The sequence below is a fragment of the Siminovitchia thermophila genome (genome assembly GCF_016909185.1).
Lineage (GTDB): Bacteria > Bacillota > Bacilli > Bacillales > Bacillaceae_C > Siminovitchia > Siminovitchia thermophila.
Window position 1 is genome coordinate 162850 of the sequence record NZ_JAFBFH010000004.1, and the last position, 18531, is coordinate 181380.

20 protein-coding genes are annotated in these 18531 nt (G+C 41.5%); 15 read left to right on the forward strand and 5 right to left on the reverse strand.

Annotated elements, in window-relative coordinates:
- Positions 1 to 71: 71 nt before the first annotated feature.
- The 5 genes from sufC to sufB are packed head-to-tail and all read left to right on the forward strand — an operon-like array spanning position 72 to position 5263.
- Positions 72 to 857 (forward strand): Fe-S cluster assembly ATPase SufC, encoded by a 786-nt coding sequence (gene sufC / locus JOC94_RS04465; RefSeq protein ID WP_077111104.1) that lies wholly within the window; start codon positions 72 to 74, stop codon positions 855 to 857.
- 17 nt (positions 858 to 874) lie between these two features.
- Positions 875 to 2185 carry a Fe-S cluster assembly protein SufD gene (gene sufD / locus JOC94_RS04470; RefSeq protein ID WP_077111106.1) on the forward strand — a complete coding sequence of 437 codons (1311 nt, stop codon included), beginning with the start codon at positions 875 to 877 and terminating at the stop codon, positions 2183 to 2185.
- Positions 2185 to 3414, forward strand: a complete 1230-nt coding sequence (locus tag JOC94_RS04475; RefSeq protein WP_077111108.1) for a cysteine desulfurase — start codon at positions 2185 to 2187, stop codon at positions 3412 to 3414. Before sufD ends, JOC94_RS04475 begins: the two co-directional genes overlap by 1 nt.
- The gene (gene sufU, locus JOC94_RS04480) at positions 3404 to 3847 is read left to right on the forward strand and encodes a Fe-S cluster assembly sulfur transfer protein SufU (RefSeq protein ID WP_077111109.1); all 444 of its coding nucleotides are present in this window, start codon (positions 3404 to 3406) and stop codon (positions 3845 to 3847) included. The genes JOC94_RS04475 and sufU overlap by 11 nt, the downstream gene beginning before the upstream one ends.
- An 18-nt stretch (positions 3848 to 3865) precedes the next feature.
- A complete protein-coding gene (gene sufB, locus JOC94_RS04485; RefSeq protein ID WP_077111111.1) occupies positions 3866 to 5263 on the forward strand; it encodes a Fe-S cluster assembly protein SufB in 1398 nt (465 codons plus the stop codon).
- Between the two features lie 130 nt (positions 5264 to 5393).
- On the opposite strand, the gene JOC94_RS04490 is transcribed toward sufB, so the two are convergent.
- From JOC94_RS04490 to JOC94_RS04505, 4 genes are read right to left on the reverse strand one after another with little or no spacing between them, the layout of a single operon-like run.
- Complete coding sequence (locus tag JOC94_RS04490; RefSeq protein WP_077111112.1) at positions 5394 to 5708, reverse strand: ABC-2 transporter permease; 315 nt, start codon at positions 5706 to 5708, stop codon at positions 5394 to 5396.
- Positions 5686 to 6027: an ABC-2 transporter permease gene (locus tag JOC94_RS04495; RefSeq protein ID WP_077111113.1), complete on the reverse strand. Its 342-nt coding sequence runs from the start codon at positions 6025 to 6027 to the stop codon at positions 5686 to 5688. Before JOC94_RS04495 ends, JOC94_RS04490 begins: the two co-directional genes overlap by 23 nt.
- Entirely contained in the window at positions 6024 to 6557 is a 534-nt protein-coding gene (locus tag JOC94_RS04500; RefSeq protein ID WP_077111114.1) for an ATP-binding cassette domain-containing protein, read from the reverse strand. Before JOC94_RS04500 ends, JOC94_RS04495 begins: the two co-directional genes overlap by 4 nt.
- Entirely contained in the window at positions 6557 to 6934 is a 378-nt protein-coding gene (locus JOC94_RS04505; RefSeq protein WP_077111115.1) for a GntR family transcriptional regulator, read from the reverse strand. The genes JOC94_RS04500 and JOC94_RS04505 overlap by 1 nt, the downstream gene beginning before the upstream one ends.
- Before the next feature lie 388 nt (positions 6935 to 7322).
- Between JOC94_RS04505 and JOC94_RS04510 the strand changes: the two genes are divergently transcribed.
- Both JOC94_RS04510 and JOC94_RS04515 read left to right on the forward strand, forming a co-directional pair.
- Positions 7323 to 7538 carry a DUF3955 domain-containing protein gene (locus JOC94_RS04510; protein WP_077111116.1) on the forward strand — a complete coding sequence of 72 codons (216 nt, stop codon included), beginning with the start codon at positions 7323 to 7325 and terminating at the stop codon, positions 7536 to 7538.
- A 377-nt stretch (positions 7539 to 7915) separates the two neighbouring features.
- Positions 7916 to 8392: a glutathione peroxidase gene (locus tag JOC94_RS04515; RefSeq protein WP_077111117.1), complete on the forward strand. Its 477-nt coding sequence runs from the start codon at positions 7916 to 7918 to the stop codon at positions 8390 to 8392.
- A 204-nt stretch (positions 8393 to 8596) separates the two neighbouring features.
- Here the strand turns inward: JOC94_RS04515 and JOC94_RS04520 are convergent, their stop codons facing one another.
- Positions 8597 to 9265 carry a helix-turn-helix transcriptional regulator gene (locus tag JOC94_RS04520; RefSeq protein ID WP_077111118.1) on the reverse strand — a complete coding sequence of 223 codons (669 nt, stop codon included), beginning with the start codon at positions 9263 to 9265 and terminating at the stop codon, positions 8597 to 8599.
- Between the two features lie 271 nt (positions 9266 to 9536).
- Between JOC94_RS04520 and JOC94_RS04525 the strand changes: the two genes are divergently transcribed.
- The 8 genes from JOC94_RS04525 (at position 9537) to JOC94_RS04560 (ending at position 18366) form a co-directional block, all read left to right on the forward strand.
- A complete protein-coding gene (locus JOC94_RS04525; RefSeq protein WP_077111119.1) occupies positions 9537 to 9920 on the forward strand; it encodes a hypothetical protein in 384 nt (127 codons plus the stop codon).
- Positions 9921 to 10643: 723 nt separating this feature from the next.
- Positions 10644 to 11606, forward strand: a complete 963-nt coding sequence (locus JOC94_RS04530; protein WP_077111120.1) for a ring-cleaving dioxygenase — start codon at positions 10644 to 10646, stop codon at positions 11604 to 11606.
- A 563-nt stretch (positions 11607 to 12169) separates the two neighbouring features.
- On the forward strand, positions 12170 to 12553 hold the full coding sequence (gene panD, locus JOC94_RS04535; protein WP_077111121.1) for an aspartate 1-decarboxylase: 384 nt from the start codon (positions 12170 to 12172) through the stop codon (positions 12551 to 12553).
- A 148-nt stretch (positions 12554 to 12701) separates the two neighbouring features.
- A complete protein-coding gene (locus tag JOC94_RS04540; protein WP_077111122.1) occupies positions 12702 to 13544 on the forward strand; it encodes a DUF72 domain-containing protein in 843 nt (280 codons plus the stop codon).
- An 18-nt stretch (positions 13545 to 13562) separates the two neighbouring features.
- A complete protein-coding gene (locus JOC94_RS04545) occupies positions 13563 to 14933 on the forward strand; it encodes a bifunctional metallophosphatase/5'-nucleotidase (protein ID WP_077111123.1) in 1371 nt (456 codons plus the stop codon).
- Positions 14934 to 15434: 501 nt separating this feature from the next.
- Positions 15435 to 15737, forward strand: a complete 303-nt coding sequence (locus JOC94_RS04550; RefSeq protein ID WP_077111124.1) for a YunC family protein — start codon at positions 15435 to 15437, stop codon at positions 15735 to 15737.
- 67 nt (positions 15738 to 15804) lie between these two features.
- Positions 15805 to 16572: a sporulation protein YunB gene (gene yunB / locus JOC94_RS04555; protein ID WP_077111125.1), complete on the forward strand. Its 768-nt coding sequence runs from the start codon at positions 15805 to 15807 to the stop codon at positions 16570 to 16572.
- Between the two features lie 216 nt (positions 16573 to 16788).
- On the forward strand, positions 16789 to 18366 hold the full coding sequence (locus JOC94_RS04560) for a Na+/H+ antiporter NhaC family protein (RefSeq protein WP_077111126.1): 1578 nt from the start codon (positions 16789 to 16791) through the stop codon (positions 18364 to 18366).
- Positions 18367 to 18531 lie beyond the last annotated feature (165 nt).

Sequence of the window (18531 nt, forward strand, 5' to 3'; positions counted from 1 at the left end):
TAATATGGAGACTAGGAATTAGACAAAAAACAATTCAAGCTTCAAATACTTTTCTATATCCGGAGGTAATGATGATGGCTTCAACGTTAACAATTAAAGATCTTAATGTATCCATTGACGGAAAAGAGATCTTAAAGGGCGTAAACCTGGAAATAAATGGCGGAGAATTTCATGCTGTAATGGGACCAAATGGAACCGGTAAATCGACATTGTCCGCTGCAATCATGGGTCATCCCAGATACGAAGTAACGAGTGGAAGCATTACGCTGGATGGCGAAGATGTCCTGGAAATGGAAGTGGATGAGCGTGCGCGGGCTGGTTTGTTTGCGGCCATGCAGTATCCGAGTGAAATCAGCGGAGTGACAAATGCCGAATTTTTACGCACAGCGATAAATGCTCGCAGAGAAGAAGGAAAAGAAATTTCCTTAATGAAATTTATCCGTGACATGGATAAGAAAATGGAACTTCTTGAGATGGACCCCAACATGGCTCAGCGCTATTTGAATGAAGGATTCTCCGGCGGGGAGAAAAAGCGCAACGAAATATTGCAGTTGTTAATGTTAAAACCGAAGATTGCCATTTTGGATGAAATTGACTCTGGCCTTGATATAGATGCATTGAAAGTAGTTTCGCAAGGAATCAACGAGATGAGAAGCGACGACTTTGGGTGCTTGATCATTACTCACTACCAACGGCTTCTTAACTACATCGCCCCCGACTATGTCCACGTAATGATGCAAGGAAGGATCGTAAAATCCGGCGGTCCTGAACTGGCACAGCGTTTGGAAGCGGAAGGGTATGACTGGATCAAGGCAGAACTTGGCATTGAAGATGAAACAGTTGGCCAGGAAGCATAAGCGGTAGGGGGATTGAAATGACAACTGATACGAAAATGACGATCGATCAACAATACATTCGCTCTTTTTCAAGCAAGCATAACGAACCTGAATGGTTTACACAGTTTAGATTGGACGCATTTGGCAAAATGGATGAACTTCCGATGCCAAAGCCGGACAAAACAAGGATTACGAATTGGAATTTCACCGAATTCCCGAAACATGAGGCCGAAGGCCAGACATTTGCTTCTCTTTCCGATTTGCCTGAAGCGGCTCAATCTGTCATTAATATAGAAGAAAAAGATCAGAATTTATATGTCCAGTTTAATCAGCAGGTTGCATATATAAATGTATCCGAACAATTGAAAGAGCAGGGTGTCATTTTTACTGATATATTCACAGCCATTGCGGAGCATTCCGATCTGGTGAAAAAATATTTTATGACGGATGCAGTAAAAGTGGATGAACATAAATTGACGGCGTTTCATGCAGCGCTTGTCAATGGTGGAGCATTTTTATATGTGCCGAAGAATGTTCAAATAAAAGATCCTGTTCAGGCTGTTTATATTTTTGATGATAAAGACGCCGCCATGTTTAACCATGTCCTCATCGTGGCGGATGACAACAGTTCGGTCACATATGTGGAAAATTATTTGTCCACGAACGATGAAGTAAACGGAATCGTCAATATTGTTTCCGAGGTGATTGCCAATCAAAACGCCAAAGTGGTTTATGGGGCGGTCGATACGTTGGCAAAAGGCTCCACTGTATATATCAACCGCCGGGGAATTACCGGACGGGACGCACAGCTTGATTGGGCGCTTGGATTAATGAATGACGGCAACACGATTGCAGAAAATACAACAAACTTAATTGGCGAAGGTTCAAGCGGGGATGCGAAGACGGTTGTGGTTGGAAGAGGCAGCCAAACGCAAAACTTTACGACAAGCATTGTGCATTTTGGCAGACATACGGAAGGTTTTATTTTAAGCCATGGTGTGATGAAAGATTCTGCTTCGTCCATCTTTAACGGAATTGGGAAAATTGAAAAGGGCGCATCAAAGGCAAACGCTAATCAGGAATCTCGTGTCTTAATGTTAAGTGAAAGGGCAAGAGGGGACGCCAACCCGATTTTGCTCATTGATGAAGATGACGTTATTGCGGGACATGCGGCATCAGTAGGCCGTGTAGATCCATTACAGCTCTTTTATATGATGAGCCGCGGGATTTCCAAAGCGGATGCTGAGCGTCTCATTATTCATGGGTTCCTCGCTCCTGTTGTAGAAAAGCTGCCGATCGAAGCAGTGAAACGCCAATTGGTCGAGATTATTGAAAGGAAAGTGCAATAATGAACTGGAGTGAGGTTCGCAAACAGTTTCCCATATTGGACCAGGAAGTGAATGGACATCCGCTTGTGTACTTGGATAGTGCTGCGACCTCTCAAAAGCCGATCCAAGTCATTGCAGCTCTGGATGAATATTATAAAGGCTATAATTCGAATGTTCACCGTGGTGTGCACACGCTGGGGACGAAGGCAACAGACAAATATGAAGGCGCCCGCGAAAAGGCAAGGAACTTTCTCAATGCTTCCTCTGCCGAAGAAGTGATTTTTACAAGAGGGACGACAACGGCGCTCAACATAGTTGCCGCCAGCTACGGACGTGCCAATGTAGAGGAAGGCGATGAAATCGTCATCACCTATATGGAACATCACAGCAACATTATTCCTTGGCAGCAGATCGCCAAGGAAAAAGGGGCAACTCTGAAATATATACCTCTTCAAGAAGACGGCACGATCAATCTGGACGATGCGGCCAATACGATCAGCGAGAAAACGAAAATTGTTTCCGTTACACACGTATCGAATGTGTTGGGTGTTATCAACCCGATTAAAGAATTGGCTGCCATTGCCCACCGAAATGGCGCGGTCATGGTCGTGGATGGCGCCCAGGGTGCGCCGCATATTAAGGTTGATGTAAAAGATCTGGATGTCGACTTTTATGCGTTTTCCGGCCATAAAATGGGCGCGCCGACAGGGATTGGCATTTTATATGGAAAAAAAGAACATCTTGAAAACATGGAACCGATCGAGTTTGGCGGTGAAATGATTGACTTTGTCGGGCTGTACGAATCAACGTGGAAGGAACTTCCATGGAAATTTGAAGCCGGAACGCCGATTATTGCCGGCGCAATTGGTCTTGGTGTCGCGATCGACTTTTTAAATGAGATTGGACAGGAAGCCATCCTGGAGCATGAGCATAAACTTGCGGCTTATGCGATGGAGAAGATGTCCCAACTTGACGGTTTAACCATTTATGGACCTGTTGAACCGGAAAAGCGGGCAGGCGTTGTCACATTCAATCTGGAAGAAGTCCATCCCCATGATGTAGCTACAGTGCTTGATTCGGAAGGGATTGCCGTCAGGGCAGGTCATCATTGTGCACAACCGCTTATGAAATGGCTGGATGTTTCTGCGACAGCCAGGGCAAGCTTTTATATATACAACAACGAACAAGACATTGACAGACTCGTTGAAGGCCTTGTCAAAACAAAGGAGTATTTCACGAATGTCTTTTAACAACCTTGATAATCTGTACAGGCAAGTGATCATGGACCATTACAAAAATCCGCGGAACAGAGGGAGTTTACAAGACGGAAGCCTGACGGTGGACATGAACAACCCGACATGCGGAGACCGAATCCATCTAACGATGAAGCTGGATAACGGAAAAGTGGCTGATGCCAAATTTGAAGGGGAAGGCTGCTCCATTTCCATGGCATCGGCTTCCATGATGACACAGGCAATCATTGGCCAAGATACGGATTCGGCTTTGAAACTTGCGCATATCTTCTCTGAAATGATTCAAGGGAATGATCTTGACGACGAAGAAGAAGATCTTGATCTTGGCGATATCGAAGCCTTACAAGGAGTATCCAAATTTCCAGCGCGTATTAAATGCGCCACGCTCGCATGGAAAGCGATGGAAAAAGGATTAAAGCAGCACCAATAAAAGAGGGAGGAATGTACAATGGCGAAGCAAATACCCGAAATTGGTGATTACAAGTATGGTTTCAGGGATCGAGACGTTTCCGTTTTCCGTACCGAGCGCGGTTTGACGCGGGAGATCGTTGAAGAAATATCAAAAATGAAAGAAGAGCCTCAATGGATGCTCGATTTCCGGTTGAAATCACTTGAACACTTTTACAAAATGCCAATGCCGCAATGGGGCGGCGATTTAAACGCCCTAAACTTTGATGAAATTAGATATTACGTGAAACCGTCTGAGCATACAGAGCGTTCCTGGGACGAAGTGCCAGAGGAAATTAAGCAAACATTTGACAAGTTGGGCATCCCGGAGGCTGAACAAAAATATTTGGCCGGTGTTTCGGCGCAATACGAGTCTGAGGTTGTTTATCACAATATGAAAGAAGATCTCGAAAAAATGGGGATCGTCTTTAAAGATACGGACTCAGCTCTGAAAGAAAATGAAGATATTTTCCGTGAGCACTGGGCGACAGTTATTCCGCCAACCGACAACAAGTTTTCTGCTTTGAACTCGGCAGTCTGGTCCGGAGGATCGTTTATATACGTGCCGCCTGGCGTAAAAGTCGATACGCCGCTACAAGCCTATTTCCGGATCAACTCCGAAAATATGGGACAGTTTGAACGGACGTTGATTATCGTGGATGAAGGCGCGTCCGTCCACTATGTGGAAGGGTGTACGGCGCCTGTTTATACGACGAATTCATTGCACAGCGCAGTCGTTGAAATCATCGTCAAAAAAGACGGGTACTGCCGATATACGACCATTCAAAACTGGGCGAACAACGTTTATAATCTTGTTACAAAACGGGCAGTCTGCCATGAGCGTGCGACGATGGAATGGATCGATGGCAACTTCGGCTCCAAGGTTACGATGAAATATCCTGCCGTCTTTTTAAAAGGAGAAGGTGCAAGAGGCCTGACATTATCTATTGCGTTGGCCGGAAAAGGCCAGCATCAGGACTCAGGCGCTAAAATGATCCACCTGGCGCCTAACACGACATCATCAATCGTATCCAAATCAATGTCACAGCACGGCGGTAAAGTCACATACCGCGGAATCGTTCATTTTGGACGTAAAGCAGATGGCGCGCGATCCAATATCGAATGTGATACGATGATTTTAGATGACAAATCCACTTCCGATACAATCCCGTATAACGAGATATTAAACGACAATATCTCGCTTGAACACGAAGCGAAAGTGTCCAAAGTTTCGGAAGAACAGCTCTTCTATTTGATGAGCCGCGGAATCAGCGAACAAGAAGCAGTCGAAATGATCGTTATGGGCTTCATCGAGCCCTTTACAAAAGAACTGCCAATGGAATACGCGGTGGAAATGAACCGTCTCATCAAATTTGAAATGGAAGGTTCGATTGGTTAATAGATGATAAAACCCGTCACAACAACGCTTGTGGCGGGTTTTTTGTACCCATTTATTTTTCGCGAAACATGTACGATTTAGAAACAAAATCAAGTGACATAGGATATATATAATAGCTCTTTATCCTTTTTTAATATTCTTTCTTCATCATAATACGAGCAGAAAGCATGTAGCCGATGAGCATCCAAATGATGACGAATATAGGTGAGAAGGCAAACAGCTTTAAAATGGTTTGTTGTGTGAGTACGATGCCCATCTCTGATAGTTTTGAAAAGATAAAGGCGATGATGGCACCAGGAACAGCATAGCTTACGAATAAGTACATACGTGTTTTTTCGGCACCGAATTTAAAGAGCATGACTATGGAGTTTGTTCCGAAAATAAGTGATAATAATACGCCTAAAGCGATAAAGGAGGTAAATTCAGAATGTTGGTATTTTTCCAATAATAAGTGCTATGAGGCCGCCAATAATAGTGGACAGGATAACGCCAATCAAGACAAAGACAACTAGCGTAATAAATTTATTTTTTGCAATGTCCTGTCTTTTTATCGGAAATGTGAGTGCGAATTTTTCCCACTCACTTTGATGGTCTATTGAAAATGAAGTAATACTCATCATGCTACAGATGGCAATGCCAGCAATCACGAATGAAGCTAGATCTTGTGTCGGTACAATGGCAACGGCTAAAATGGTCATCATAAGCAGCAAACCTTTTCCATTGTTTATGACGGTTAATAAGTCTTTTATAATTAAACCTTTCATGCGGTGTTTTTCTCCCTTCTAATATAGATCGCTAATAGTTCATCGAGTGCGACTTTGTCGACGACAATTTCGGGATACGCTTCTTTAAATCCATGTGCGTCGTTAATAATGACATGATAAATTGCTTCATGTTGCAGATAAGCAAATATTAGTCCTTTTGGGATCAACTCAAATTGTTGTTTGGAACAACGCGCAATCCCGTAACCATACAATAAATCATCTTTATTCATTATAATTTTATCAATTTTGACAGCGTTTAATTTGTCATAAAAATTTATGTCATCATAGACGATGGCAATATCTTCTTTTAAGTCGGTACTGTTTACTTTTTTTTGATCGGAAAAAAATGTTACATCACCACTGTCTTTTTTCATAACGTCCATCAATAATTTTATGGTAGTTGTTTTATCAGCGCCATTCTCACCAACCAAACCGACAATTGCTCCTTGAGGCACGGTAAAGCTAATATCGTTAAGTGTGAATGTATCAAGTTTTTTACATAAACGATTAACATCAATTGCATTTGCCATTAGTCTTCCTCCTCGTTAAAAAAATCAATGAGTTCATGCAAAGTTGTGATGGGTATATCGAAATCGTGTGCGATTTGCACCGCTGATTGTAAATGCATTTCAAGCTTTTTTGTCATTTCTTCTTCAAAAAATGCCAAACAGTTTTCTGAGATAAATGATCCCTTTGCTGGAATCGTCTCAATAAAACCTTCTTTAGCAAGTTCATCATAAGCACGTTGAACGGTGATGACGCTAATACCGAGCTTTTTAGCAAGCGCCCGCATTGAGGGAATCGCTTCACCTGGCGATAGTTTTCCTTTTGAAATAAGTGCTTTGATTTGGGTCGTCACTTGTTCATATATAGGTAAATCGCTGTTTTTGCGAATGAAAATTTCCATTACAACACCTCTATTTAAAGTGTGCTAACTGTATAATCTGTATAAGTACAATATAGTCAAATTGTGCGAGAAGTCAAGTGAACCTAATGATTTATTATTACCAATTTTCGTTGCTAAGATTTAGTCCTTCACTTCATACCTATAATGTAAAAGGGTAAAAATATATTGAATTACGATAAAAAAATATTGAAAATTGATCAGGTTTGTATTAGAATGCAATAGTAACAAGAGAGGGGAATGGTATTTGAAACAAAGAATTAGCAAAGTGGTTAAAGATGATAAGCATGAGCGTTGCCTTTTTTAGGTTTGCTGTTTTGGCGTTTGTTGCCAGCCAGGCCATATTTTTAAATATCAAGAAGATACATTAAATGAATGAAGGAGAGTTAACATGAAAAAAAGATTTTTATTAGCTTTATTACCAATTGTAGCGGGTGTTATTTGTTTGATTAGTTATGAGGTCATAGGAGCAGAGGTTGAAGCAGATGGAACATTAAAAGAACCTTTTTTCTTAATTCCGATTAGTTTTCTTTTGTTATTTAGTGGAATCGCAGCGTTATTATTCGTGACTATTGTGACAGCCATCCAAAGAGGGAAACATGATTAAGAAGGATAGTATAAAAAACGACATAGCAGTCAGTTCGGTGTTATTCATGGAATATTATGAATAGTGGGGTTATTATAAAGGTTTCATTTGAATTTCAAGAAGTGAAAATATATGAGTTCTTGATCCGATACGGGCGTGGTAAAACAACAACCATGTGCAAGATGGCAGGTCTTTATTCAATGATATCTTGAGATCACTCTTTGGAGTCTCGTACAAGATTTAAAGAAGAAAATGTTCATCTGCTATTGTATCAATGTTATAGTGTAATCAATGTATGCTCTTGTGGCCATATAGACATCATGGGCAGTTTCAGAAAAAAGTTGTATTGTGTGCATTACATTTCATCGCGATAGATGGATGATGAGGGGGGAATCATCATGACAACTGTTTATGACTTTGAAGTAAGAAAGACAAATGGTGATTTGAAATCTCTGAAAGATTACGAAGGCAAGCCGCTCATTATTGTGAACACAGCAAGCAAGTGTGGATTAACACCACAGTTCAAAGGATTGCAGGAACTGTATGAAAAGTACAAAGACAATGGTTTGGAAATCCTCGGCTTTCCTTGTGATCAATTTCAAAATCAGGAATTTGCTCATATTGAAGAAACGATTGAATTTTGTCAAACTAACTATGGAGTGTCTTTTCCGATTTTCGCAAAAGTCGATGTAAATGGAGCTCATGCTGATCCTCTGTTTATTTTTCTAAAGGAACAGAAAAAGGGGTTCTTAATGAAGAACATCAAGTGGAACTTCACAAAATTCCTTGTAGACCGCAACGGCATTGTGGTTGAACGCTATGCCCCCACAACAGATCCGGCGAAAATCGAAGCTGATGTACAGAAAGTATTATAAGCTTTACTTATCCATTGACCTCATTGAAAGATTTCCGAGTAATGTATCAATCAATAACCTCTTGAATAGGGGTTTTTTATTATGAGGGCCATCATTTATGAGAATTCGGTACGGCATGGTCATTTAATGCTGGTCTTTGTTTATTCGCTTCCGTTTTTACGAGTGTAAAGTTTCGGCAGTATCACAAAAATATCAGGATCTGTTTTATGTTTCTTTCTTTTCAGTCAGCTCTGCGTCTTTTATGATCTCTTTGTAAATTTCTATATTGGCTTCAATGACTGTATATAGCAGCCTTTTTAAGTTTTGCGGCAACACAAAACTTTCCTCGCGCGGTTCATTCCAACTAACAGGTTTATCATTCTGGTTCAGTATACGCTTTAAATTGTATAAATTATTTTCATCTAGCTGTATTTTTATTTTTTGGCCATCCGCAAGGGAATATGTTTCTTCATTTTCAGCTTTGATCCAAGTGTTCCATTTTTTTATGTCTCTTATAAAACTTTCAGGCATGTAACTTTTTTCATGCTCTGCAACAACATTTGCGTTGCGTACGTTACCAGTACCTAGCTGGAGCTTGTCGGGCATTGGTTTTGCAAATTCTAGCGCAACTGATTCTAATAATCGCTGGCCTTTGGCTAACTTTGAGTATCCTGATTTTTCCAGCAGGTCCGCAAAGCTCACTTTATAATGTAGGTTTTTAGTGAGATTGTTAGCGATTTTTTCTAAGATGTCAGGTGTCGGAATTCTTTTTCCTGTTTCGATTTGGCTCATGTAAGGCTGACTCACTCCTGAATATCTGGCCATCTCAGATTTAGATATATTTTGAGATAATCGGATTTCTTTTATAAATCTCCCTAACTCATTTTTACTCACCTTCATCACCTCAATCGTATTATATAACAGAATTATAACTAAAGCAATAAAATTACATTATAAAAAAACATTTGCAATAAAGTGAGGTATGTGTTATTTTTAAAGAAATAATTTGGTAATGGATTTATTGCAATAGAAATAAATGAGAGGTCAAAACGATAATCGACAGGAAAAATGCGATAAGGGATCAAAAAGAATCTATGAGTTATGCTTTGTCAAAGTAATGTTGGAAACTGGCGATGGGATAAAATAATAAATGGGGGAATGGAATATGGATATTGAATTATTGCAGGAATTTCAACGTTATTGTTCAGAAAAAAGGAGCTTTTTGGATTTGAAGCCACATTTAAAGAATTTCGTTGAATTTGACGGCAGGAAAAAAGAATACAAGCTAAAAAACAATATTATGTTAGATAAGGTGGATAAAACAGCTATTTATAGCCTGCTGTGCCTCAAAATACGCATTGGTGGAGACAATTTTGAGTCTTTAAAAGAAGTTCTAGAGGTGGGTGTCACTATGCTGAACTACAGTTATCAAAATGTTATGGCCGCCGAGTTGAAATGGATTGGCTATGGGTTGCAACATCTAATCGCTAAAGCCGAGCCTTTTATTGTTTATACTGACTGCAATCCCAAACATGATATGTCTTATTAATCAGTTTGTTCGCTGTACTTGTGTCCGTAAAATCAAAGAATATCGTAGTATGTGGCTGATAACGATCGTTGTATTATTAAGAAAAAAGCATCATCGAAGTGTTTATTTCAATATTTAGCGACTTTTACTGATAGCAAGGAAGACTTACCTAGTGGGATAAACGCGTTCGAAATGGAAAACAGCAGCTGATAAGCACTTTCATTACGCTCCCCCAGTTATGTCCTCTAGTGGCACGAGTTAATGTTGGCCGGTCTCTTAGATAGTGTCATCATGCGTTATGACTTTTCGAGTTTGTTTGCTTGTTTTAGCAGCTTAATCGTTCCGCTTCAAACTGATGAAATATTGTGTTCTTTTATATTGGTTCCGTTACACTTGCTTTAGTAAAAAAACAGGGTTTTTAAGTGGAAAAATTTAAATGCCAATGGATGGTCAGTGACTGGATCCATTTTTAAAAGTTGACCTTTTAGTGTTAAACTGATAAAAATTAGTCAAACTAGGGAATGGTTTTTTAAAGAACAATAGATTTTTGGTTTCGGTTTTTAATCAAGATTTGGAGAGTACTTGCTGTATAAATTTGACGTTCTTGTACCAATTGGATTAAGTGAACAGCTTTAATATGACATAGTGCACGGTTGTTGCAAAGGTCGAGTAGTCCTCGTTCAAGAAGTAAATGGAAAAAGACACCATTTTATTGCCGAAAAATCAAACCAAGGAGGAGTTACAGTGGAATTAAAAGGAATCCATCATGTTTCCGCTATTACAGCAAATGCAAGGGCGAATAAAGACTTTTATACAAATATTCTGGGTTTGCGCTTAGTAAAAAAAACAGTGAATCAGGATACCCCATCTATGTACCATTTGTTTTATGCTGATGAAACAGGCAGTCCAGGAACAGATTTAACTTTTTTTGAAATTCCACGGGCCGGAAAAACATATCAAGGGAATAACAGCATTTCTGCAACATCCCTTCGAGTACCGAATGATAAAGCTCTTTCTTATTGGCAAGAACGCTTTAAAAGAATGAGTGTGCCTCATGAAGAAATAAAAGAGCGAGCAGGTAGATTAACGTTGGCTTTCAATGATTTTGAAGGGCAAAGGCTTATTCTGGTGTCGGATGAAAATAACAAAGGAGTAAAAGGTGGTACTCCCTGGGGTAAATCTCCGATTCCCAAAGAGTTCGGTATTGTGGGACTTGGTCCTTCACAATTAACCATTGCCAATATAGAGGGGACTGTAGACTTGTTTACTAATGTTTTGGGATTCCGGAAGAAAGGGCAATATGCATCTTCTGTTAAAGGGCAGCCGGATATTGTAGTATACGAAACGGGAGAAGGAGGAACAGGTGCTGAGATTCACTTAGAGCACAGGTTAGATGTAACCGAGGAGCGCCCGGGACGCGGGAGTGTTCATCATATTGCATTACGTGTAGATAATGAAGAAGAATTCCATGCATGGATTGATAAGCTAAATGAACATAATATTGCTCATTCCGGTTTTGTTGATCGCTTTTACTTTCGCTCTGTTTATTTAAAAGATCCAAACGGGATTACGATTGAACTGGCGACAGACGGGCCCGGTTTTGATATTGATGAGGAATTGGAACATTTAGGTGAAAGCTTGGCACTGCCTCCATTTTTGGAGCATCGTCGTGAAGAGATAGAGGCACGATTGAAGCCTTTAGACTAAACTTGAGAAAAGGAAGAAATGAAACCAAGTCCGATTGCCAAAGACTTTTGAAGATCGAGAACAGTGGCATGCCAATTTTTTCAACCGGAATAAGTGAAGGGTTTTTGAGAAGCTGAAAGAAAATGTCTTCTACATTCCCATTTTTGATCCATCAAAGTTTGTTCGTTTGGGACTCTGTTTGTCAATAACATATACGGTCCATAATGGCTTTCATGTATATATTGAATCTTCCTTTTTACTATAAAAATATGGCCTTAGTGGTTATCGTATTTGGAAAAATTCTCAATCTGACATGATTTTTTTGTGGTTTTTATATATTGTTTGCAGAATGTATGCCGTGTGGATTTTCATAGCTTTAGAAATTCTGTTGTTGATATCATTTAAATGGGCGGTATCATGGTTTGAACCGCACCTTTGCTAAGCTGTTATGATATGTATGTCTGCCCGGATCCATTTTCGGACAGGGACAGAGGGTGAAAAATTAAAAGTATCATAGGAACCTTCTGCCTTTTTGACAAGATTTTTTTGATTGATAATTGAATGTTCAAGCAGGAGGAATGAGTATGTTTAGAACGATGATGAATGGGAAAATTCACCGCGCACGTGTAACTGAGGCCAATTTGCATTATGTGGGAAGTATTACAATTGACGCGGATATATTAGATGAAGTAGGAATGGTCGAAAACGAAAAAGTTCAAATTGTCAACAATAACAACGGTGCCCGCTTGGAAACATATATCATTCCGGGAGAAAGAGGCAGTGGTATCATCTGTTTAAACGGGGCTGCAGCTCGCCTTGTACAAGTGGGGGATATCGTTATTATCATTTCCTACATTCTTGTTCCGGAAGAAAATATCGCTGCCCATAAGCCCAAAGTTGCGATTATGGATGAAAACAATCGTATTCAGGAAATTCTGTCGGCCGAGCCAGAAAATACGATTTTGTGATTGTCATGAAAGCGTAAAACACCTGTCAAGCGATTTTTGACGCCAGATCATTGCCTTGATCATCTGAATGGGGAATAACAGGTAATATGCTTCGTGTTCATGATTGCCTTTGCTATAATGGTTATGAAAACGAAATGTTGGTGAGTATATGATTTATGTAGGAGTAACTGGTTGGGGAGACCACGATATTTATCCGAAAGGAATCGCTTCGCGTGATAAATTAAAAGAGTATAGTGCCCATTTTCCGGCCGTTGAGGTTGACTCCTTCTTTTATGCTGTTCAGCCGGCCCGCAACGTGGAACGATGGGTCAAAGATACACCCGACGATTTTCGGTTTGTTGTGAAAGCCTACCAAGGGATGACAGGGCATGAGCGCGGGGAAATGCCGTTTTCTTCGAGAGAAGAAATGTTTAACGCTTATGTTGAGTCCATTGAGGCGTTCGCTGAAAGTGGGAAATTGGCGATGGTATTGTTCCAGTTCCCACCATGGTTCGATTGTACGAAAGAGAATGTTGATTATTTACGGATGTGTCGGAAACGGATGGAAAGGTTTCCGGTTGCCGTGGAATTTAGAAATCGAACTTGGTTCTCTCCTCATTTACAGGAAAAGACACTTCAGTTTTTAAAAACCGAAGGGTGGATCCATGTTGTGTGTGATGAACCGCAAGTGGGGGAAGGCTCTGTTCCGATCGTGCTTGCGGCCACCCATGAGGAAAAAGCGCTTATCCGCATGCATGGGCGGAATACGGCCGCATGGATGAAGCCAGGTGGTAAAAATTGGAGGGCGACTCGCTATTTATACCGCTATCATCAAGCGGAGTTGGAACAATGGAAAGAAAACATTTTAAATCTGCAAACGGAAACGAAGGATGTCTTTGTCCTCTTCAATAATAATTCCGGCGGGGATGCCGCCGGCAATGCGAAAGAATTGATTCATTTGCTGGGCATACAATATAAAGGACTTGCAACAAGGCAACTTGATTTGTTTTGATGGATGGGAAGTGGATCAGTGAAGGAAAAAGTCCATATTTATCATACGAACGACATTCACAGTCACTTGGAAAATTGGCCGCGGATCAATCATTTTTTAGTAGAAAGAAGAGAGGCTCACGAAGCAGACGGTGAAGATGTTTTCATTTTTGATTGCGGCGATTTTGTTGATAGATGGCACCCTTTTACAGAAGGGACTAAGGGAAAAGGGAACGTCACATTGATAAATGAAGCCGGTTATACAGCTGTTACGATCGGTAACAATGAGGGGATGACATTGGATCATCGTTCATTGAATGAGCTGTATAGTGACGCACAATTTGATATAGTGTTGGCCAACCTTTTTTTGCCGGAAGGAAAAAGGCCGGCTTGGGCCCTTCCGCGTCAAATTTATATGACTTCCAGAGGGACGAAAATCGGGGTGACGGGCGTAACCGCCTATTATCACCGATTATATAAGCTTTTGGATTGGGAGCTTACTGAACCTCTTCATGAACTCTCCAAGCAAATTGAACTACTTCGGAAAGAAGCGGATGTCATTATTGTGCTATCTCACTTGGGTCTGCAGGCTGATCGCTGGATAGCGGAAAATGAACCCGGAGTTGATCTCATCTTGGGAGGACATACGCATCACGTTTTGCCAAATGGAGAACCGGCAGGTGCAGCTTTATTGGGAGCTGCAGGAAGGTATGGTGAATATGTCGGTTACGTGGCGGCGGAATGGGAGATTGAAGATGTATCTGCCAAGACATTCAATGCTACCCTATTTGAAACGGCCTACTTGGCTGCTCCTCCAGATGAAACCGAGCAAATGCACGAATGGAGAGAAATTGGCAAAAAGTTGCTATCCACGGAAGTTGTTTCCCTTCCGAATCCGCTTACATATTCTTGGGATAAAAATTCAGAGCTTCCGGCGATGCTCGCCGAAGCCCTCTATCACTGGTGTGGTGCGGATGGTGCACTGGTCAATTCAGGGCTGTTCCTTGCCCCGCTGGACGAGGGTCAGGTCACTAAATATGATATACACCAAATGCTGCCGCATCCGATCAATCCTTGCCTAGTGGAGCTGGACGGTGGAGCATTACGAGAAGTCCTGTATCAAGCTGAGGAGACCCAGTTGCCTCAACTTACATTTAAAGGATTGGGGTTCAGAGGTGTCATGATGGGAAAATTTGTTTATCATCATATTGAAGCAGATTTTCAAAACAATATCCTCCAAATTGGCGGCAAGCCTCTCAATCTTGAAGAGACCTATAAAATTGCCACAATTGATACATTTACTTTCGGTAAATTTTTCCCGCAAATCCAGCATGCTCAAATGAAAATATATTATCTCCCCGAATTTTTACGAGATGTAATGGAGTGGCATTTAATCCAGTTGTATAAATAAGGGAGAATGCCCGCATATAAGGAGAAATGCTGTGGGGTGAGGAAAGCTCCTTGCGTATAAGGAGAAGCTCCCCATATAGGAAGATTCCCCGCATATAAGGAGAAATGCCGTAGGGTGAGAGGAAAGCACCTTGCGTATAAGGAGAAGCTCCCCGCGTATAAGCAGAGGTTCCCCGCATATAAGGAGAAATGCTATCGGGTGAGGGGAAAGCTCCTTGCGTATAAGGAGAAGCTCCCCCATATAGGATAGATTCCCCGCATATAAATAGAAATATCCACATATAAGGAAAAACTCCCCCGAGGGTAAGGGGGAAAATTCCCCGTATACGGATAACCTGCTCGCATATTAGCAAGGGCCCCTCCCACTGTATAAGCGAAATACCATTGGATAAAACGAGAAACGCGCGTTTATGTGGCGGGGCGCAAGCTCACGCTCACGCCCAGTTGCGGGAACGCTCCTTTGCCCTTTTCATATATATGGGTATCAGAAGGGGTGGATGGAATGATTTCTATTGAACCTGTAATCATTGACGGGCACATGTTTGTAGCCTCTGTTGTCCGCTTGCCAAAAACGACGCTTCTCACTGTGTCCAATGATCGTGGATACATTATGTGTGGTGCTCTTGATATCGGGCTTTTAAATAAAAAGCTTAAAGACCGGGGGATCATTGCGGGGAGAGCTGTTGGAGTGCGAACGATAGAAGAACTGCTGGAAGGCCCGCTCGAATCCGTGACAATTGCTGCTGAGGAGCGTGGGATATTTGCCGGAATGGCAGGGCGCGATGCGCTATTAAAAATGATTTAAATGAATTTTTTCTCAAAGAGCTATTACCCTCCATGTTCGCATATGCTAGTCATGGGAGGGGATTTTTTTGGCTCATTTTCGTGCGCGCAAGTTCCGGCGCGGTCCGTTGCCGTTCCGTTATGTTATGTTGATTTCATTCGTCTTTTTTTTATTGTCAACAGCTGCCGGGCTTTGGATCGTCAATTACGGGATTAAGCCAACATTAACGAGATATGCGGAATCACAAACGAAAAAAATTGCTCCCATGGTTATTAGCCGGGCTGTCAAAGAGGTGATTCCAAACGTAAAAGACATACGGGAGATTACGGAAATCGTTCCGAATCAATCGGGAGGTTCCTCTGTACAATATAAAACAGACATCATCAACCAAATTCAAGCAGATATTTCCAGGGCAATCCAGTCGAATTTAAAGCAGGCCGAAGCTGGTAATCTGGATGCCCTTAGAGAAGACACCGGGGTCGAATTTGATTATGAATCATCTTCTCAGGGTGAAGGAATCGTTTATTCTTTCCCGCTAGGCCAGGCGACAAAAAATGCTCTTCTCGGTAACTTGGGTCCACGGATTCCAATCCGGTTTACCGCTATTGGGGATGTCTCCACAAACGTTGACACAAGAGTGGAACAATATCCCATTAATAATATGTTTGTTACGATATCCATTCAAGTTCAGGTGAATGTACAGATCATTATCCCGTTTGGGACTAAAGAGGCGGTTGTTCAACAGGAAGTTCCTATTGCTATAGGATTGTATCCGGGAGACGTTCCACAATTTTACAACAACGGCGGAACAACCAACCCATCCATACAATTCCCAAAACAGGACAATTCTCCATAGTATTGTCAGCGAAAAAAATTAATGATATCATGTTTTGGTACGTTCTGAAAACATTTTCAACATGGTGGTAGAAGTTTATAAATCGCTTTTCTTGGATGGCCAATACTATTTTGCTAAAATTTCCTTTTACTCGTCTGCTCCCAAAGAGGATGGAAAGAGAACGTGCGCGTGAAAAATCATAAACGCATCTTTGTTTTTACTCAATGGAGGTTTGTCATGGAAAACTCAATCTTGTCTTTGCTTCCGCCATTACTTGCGGTCGTAATGGTCATGCTGACGCGCCGTGTTTTACTGTCTCTCGGAACAGGGATTGTCGTATCTGCTCTTCTGCTTGGAAAAGGGGATGTTGTCGCGACATTCATTCTGATATGGGAGGCAGTAAAAGGAATCTTTTTGAAGGAAGACGGATTCGATACTTGGAATATATATATTATCTTATTTTTGTTTATTTTAGGGGCGATAACAGCGCTCATTAACATAACAGGAGGAAGCAAGGCTTTTGGAGAGTGGGCACTTACCAAGGTGAAAAGCAGGATCGGGGCGCAAATATTATCCGCTATATTGGGAATCGCCATTTTCATTGATGATTATTTCAATGCGCTTGCGGTTGGTCAGGTTGCCCGACCGATTACAGATCGGCATCGTGTATCAAGGGCAAAGCTCGCCTATATTATTGACTCGACGTCGGCACCAGTTTGTGTTGTTTCTCCTGTTTCCAGTTGGGGCGCCTTTATCATTGGAATCGTCGGAACCGTATTTGCTACCCATAATATCAATGACATTTCCGCATTTGCCGCTTTTTTGGAAATGATACCGATGAATCTATATGTTTGGGCTGCCCTGGGGCTCGTTTTTATCACTGTCTCCCGAAATATTGATTTTGGGAGCATGAAAATGCATGAAAGGCATACAATGGAAACAGGGGTTCCGTATGACCCTAAAAAAGAAATTCCCGGGGAGATTAAAGAAGATTTGCCTGTCGGAGAAAACGGAACCGTTGGTGATTTGATTGTTCCGATTGTAACGCTGTTTATTGGGACGATTGCTGTGATTGTCTGGAGCGGATTAAAAAACAGTGACAGCGTCACGGCGCCTATAGATATTTTTGGAAATGCGGATGTTTCGCTGGCACTTGTATGTGGCGGTGTTATTAGCCTGGCTATTACGATCTTTTTATTTATTCGTCAGCAGGTGGCCCATAGAAAACTGCATTCTTCACTTTTGTTAACCGGGATTAGATTTGGCATCCAATCCATGGTACCTGCAGTGCTCATTTTAGTGTTTGCTTGGACCATTACTTCGCTTATTGATCAGTTGGGAACAGGTGTTTATTTGGGGAATATCGTTGCAAAGTCGTCTTTAAATATATCATTTTTACCTTTTATCGTATTTGTTTTTGCCGGACTGATGGCATTTGCTACAGGCACATCATGGGGCTCGTTCGGGATTTTGTTGCCGATTGCGGGGCAAATTGTTGCAACGACAGATGTGTCTATGTTGCTTCCCGTCATGGCTTCCGTGTTAGCGGGTGCCGTATTTGGGGACCACTGTTCACCTATTTCGGACACAACGATCCTTTCATCGACCGGTGCTGGATGCAACCACATTGACCATGTGTTGACACAATTGCCGTATGCTCTTACGGCAGCTGCCATTTCGGGAGCGGGATATATCGTGCTGGGTCTGACCCATTCTACCATTTGGGGTTTAGTGACCGTAGCTGCATTACTACTCATATTTGCGCTGTTTTTTAAACAGAATGATTTTGGGCATAAGACATTGAAAACCAAATAGGAAGGCGACAGCACAAGCTGTCGTTTTCTATATTAAAATAGTAATGATGTCACGCTGAAATGATATTTCCTTTGACAAAGGCATTGTGAGTCGCTATACTAATTCTAAGCTGTTGAATTGTCAGACTTTTCTCAAGAGAAAATTAAATGATAAAGGGGGTTTTAT

Excerpts from the sequence above, each read along its gene's own strand:
- JOC94_RS04475 (WP_077111108.1), top strand. The coding sequence starts at position 2,185 with ATGAACTGGAGTGAGGTTCGCAAACAGTTTCCCATATTGGACCAGGAA.
- JOC94_RS04525 (WP_077111119.1), top strand. The coding sequence starts at position 9,537 with ATGGATATTGAATTATTGCAGGAATTTCAACGTTATTGTTCAGAAAAA.
- panD (WP_077111121.1), top strand. The coding sequence starts at position 12,170 with ATGTTTAGAACGATGATGAATGGGAAAATTCACCGCGCACGTGTAACT.
- sufC (WP_077111104.1), top strand. The coding sequence starts at position 72 with ATGATGGCTTCAACGTTAACAATTAAAGATCTTAATGTATCCATTGAC.
- JOC94_RS04510 (WP_077111116.1), top strand. The coding sequence starts at position 7,323 with ATGAAAAAAAGATTTTTATTAGCTTTATTACCAATTGTAGCGGGTGTT.
- JOC94_RS04500 (WP_077111114.1), bottom strand. The coding sequence starts at position 6,557 with ATGGCAAATGCAATTGATGTTAATCGTTTATGTAAAAAACTTGATACA.
- sufU (WP_077111109.1), top strand. The coding sequence starts at position 3,404 with ATGTCTTTTAACAACCTTGATAATCTGTACAGGCAAGTGATCATGGAC.
- sufD (WP_077111106.1), top strand. The coding sequence starts at position 875 with ATGACAACTGATACGAAAATGACGATCGATCAACAATACATTCGCTCT.
- JOC94_RS04560 (WP_077111126.1), top strand. The coding sequence starts at position 16,789 with ATGGAAAACTCAATCTTGTCTTTGCTTCCGCCATTACTTGCGGTCGTA.
- JOC94_RS04550 (WP_077111124.1), top strand. The coding sequence starts at position 15,435 with ATGATTTCTATTGAACCTGTAATCATTGACGGGCACATGTTTGTAGCC.
- sufB (WP_077111111.1), top strand. The coding sequence starts at position 3,866 with ATGGCGAAGCAAATACCCGAAATTGGTGATTACAAGTATGGTTTCAGG.
- JOC94_RS04495 (WP_077111113.1), bottom strand. The coding sequence starts at position 6,027 with ATGAAAGGTTTAATTATAAAAGACTTATTAACCGTCATAAACAATGGA.
- JOC94_RS04515 (WP_077111117.1), top strand. The coding sequence starts at position 7,916 with ATGACAACTGTTTATGACTTTGAAGTAAGAAAGACAAATGGTGATTTG.
- JOC94_RS04505 (WP_077111115.1), bottom strand. The coding sequence starts at position 6,934 with ATGGAAATTTTCATTCGCAAAAACAGCGATTTACCTATATATGAACAA.
- JOC94_RS04540 (WP_077111122.1), top strand. The coding sequence starts at position 12,702 with ATGATTTATGTAGGAGTAACTGGTTGGGGAGACCACGATATTTATCCG.